Annotated in this window: 2 protein-coding genes; both read right to left on the reverse strand. The window is 63.7% G+C overall.

Annotated elements, in window-relative coordinates; all coding sequences use genetic code 11:
* Positions 1–386, reverse strand: a 386-nt coding sequence (locus XAXN_RS19820; RefSeq protein ID WP_245149973.1) for a YigZ family protein, incomplete at its 3' end; no start/stop codon positions are given.
* 94 nt (positions 387–480) lie between these two features.
* Complete coding sequence (locus XAXN_RS19825; protein WP_134980617.1) at positions 481–1074, reverse strand: LOG family protein; 594 nt, start codon at positions 1072–1074, stop codon at positions 481–483.
* Positions 1075–1094 lie beyond the last annotated feature (20 nt).

The following is a 1094-nucleotide window of genomic DNA, read 5'->3' on the forward strand; positions in this document are numbered from 1 at the left end:
TGGCCGTCGATGGCGGCCAGGATCGGCCGGCCGGCGGTACCACTCGGCTCGCCGTCGTCGCTGGAACGGTAGTCCTCCCCGAACCGGTAGGCCCAGCAGTTGTGGGTTGCCTCCGGCACCGCCACGCGCTGCACCACCTCCTGCGCATGCGCTGGAGTGTCCAGTGCGGCAGCGTGGGCCACAAAGCGACTGTGCTTGATGTCCAGGCGATGGTGCGCGTCAGCGGCGAGGGTATCGAGCATCGCCGTCATTCTATGCGAGGCGGTGCTACGGATCGCTGCAGCCGTCGTGACTGCCGTTGCAAGCTGGCAGATCGGACTGTTGGCATGGCCGCGCTGCGGTCTCTCGAGGATGTCGTCACAGGATGTGGCGTTGCTGGCCGACATCGCATTTGCCGATGCCGTGATGGTGCTGCGCGCAGTGATCCACCGCGCGCGGGTACGCAGTGCCGCCGAGTCGGAGAGGCTGGTTGGCGAAGAGTTATACCAGGGTGGAGCGACGCTTCTCGTCGATCCACTTCGATGCCTGCGCCGGGGTGTAGTGCTGCATCCATTCGAGCATCTGCTCGATATCGGCGCCGTACCACAGATCGGCGCGCTGGTCCGGATGCAGGAACCGTTCTTCGACCATCCGGTCGATCATGCCGATCAGCGGCGCGTAGAAACCTTCGATGTCCAGAAACGCGCAGGGTTTGTTGCCGATGCCCAGCTGGCGCCAGGTCAGCATTTCGAAGATCTCTTCCATGGTGCCGAAGCCGCCGGGCAGGGCGACGAAGGCATCGGACAGTTCGAACATGCGCATCTTGCGCTCATGCATGGAGCCGACGATTTCCAGCGTGGTCAACCCGCGGTGTGCCACTTCCCAATCGGCCAGTTGCTGCGGAATCACCCCGGTCACTTCACCACCGGCCGCCAGCACCGCATTGGCCACGGTGCCCATCAAGCCCACATTGCCGCCGCCGTAGACCAACTGCAGGCCTTGTTCTGCAATGCGTTGACCCAGCGCCGTGGCGCGCTCGACATAGGCAGGCTTGTTGCCGGCATTGGAGCCGCAGTAGACGCAGATGCTTTTCATGGGATTCGGAATTGGGGATT

It is taken from the genome of Xanthomonas axonopodis (assembly GCF_001304695.1).
GTDB lineage: Bacteria > Pseudomonadota > Gammaproteobacteria > Xanthomonadales > Xanthomonadaceae > Xanthomonas > Xanthomonas axonopodis.